1 protein-coding gene is annotated in these 1497 nt (G+C 44.4%); it reads right to left on the reverse strand.

All coding sequences use genetic code 11. From position 1 onward, the window contains the following. On the reverse strand, window positions 1–1343 hold a 1343-nt coding region (leuC, locus tag L654_RS0106380), incomplete at its 3' end, for a 3-isopropylmalate dehydratase large subunit (protein ID WP_024607597.1). Window positions 1344–1497: the final 154 nt, after the last annotated feature.

The raw sequence follows: 1497 nt of genomic DNA on the forward strand, positions 1-1497 counted from the left end.
GCGGGACTAACTAAATGGGTACGCCCACCACGACCTTGGCGACCCTCAAAGTTACGGTTAGAAGTAGATGCACAACGCTTGCCTGCTCCTAGGCGGTCATCGTTCATCGCTAAACACATAGAACAACCCGGTTCGCGCCATTCAAAGCCAGCGGCTTTAAAAATATCAGCTAAGCCTTCGTCTTCGNCTTGTTTTTTAACTAAGCCAGAGCCCGGTACAATTAACGCCTCTATGCCGGCTACAACCTGTTTGCCTTCTACAATTTTTGCAGCAGCGCGCAAGTCTTCAATGCGGCTATTTGTACATGAGCCAATAAATACCGTGTCTACTTTCGCGCTTGATAATTTATCGCCCGCTTTTAAGTCCATGTATTTAAGTGCGCTGCGAATAGCATCGGCTTTAATTAAATCTGGCTCTTTATCTGGATCGGGTATGCACTCATCAACACCAATTACTTGCTCTGGGCTTGTGCCCCAGGTAATTTGCGGTTGAATGTCGTCAGCATTTAGCTCAACAACTAAATCAAAGTGTGCGCCTTCATCTGTTTTTAATGTTTCCCAATATTCAACGGCTGCATCAAAATCTGCGCCTTTTGGTGCAAACGGACGACCTTTTAAGTAATCATAAGTAATTTGGTCAGATGCAATTAAACCCGCTTTTGCACCCATTTCTATGCTCATATTACATAGCGTCATACGGGCTTCCATTGAAAGCGCTTCAATGCCTGCACCACAAAACTCTGCTACATAACCTGTGCCACCAGCGGTACCTAACTTGCCAATTACCGCCATAATTAAATCTTTAGCCGTAACCGTTGGACGCAATACACCGTTAATTTGAATTTTTAACGATTTCGCCTTTTTTTGCTGTAGCGTTTGCGTTGCTAATACGTGCTCAACCTCAGACGTACCAATACCATGCGCTAATGCGCCAAACGCACCATGTGTAGAAGTATGGCTATCGCCACATACAATGGTTGTGCCTGGCAAAGTAATGCCTTGCTCTGGGCCCATTACATGGACAATGCCTTGGTTAATTGAGTTTAAATCGTAAAGTACAATACCAAACTCTTTACAGTTTTTATCAAGCGCCATTAATTGGTTTTTAGATACTTCGCTTGCGGCATCAAGTGATCGGCTTTTAGTCGATACGTTATGATCCATCGTTGCAAAGGTTTTTTCTGGGCAACGTACAGTACGGTTTTTTTCACGTAGACCTGCAAAAGCCTGCGGAGAAGTCACCTCGTGCACTAAATGGCGGTCAATATAAAGTAAGTCGGTTTGCTCGTTTATGCTGGCAACGGTGTGTGCTTGCCAAATTTTTTCGTATAACGTTTGGGCCACTTGCTAATTCCCTAATCTGTTTGAGTTGCAGCATAACGGTGCTGCAACTTTACTATGTTATTAAATGCGTGAAACGATGGCTGCTGCTACATCGCTTGTGCTGTAACCTGCATTTGGATATATATCTGGTGTGCCAACGCCTGCTTCTACGGCT

The organism is Pseudoalteromonas sp. TAB23 (assembly GCF_000498075.1).
GTDB lineage: Bacteria > Pseudomonadota > Gammaproteobacteria > Enterobacterales > Alteromonadaceae > Pseudoalteromonas > Pseudoalteromonas arctica.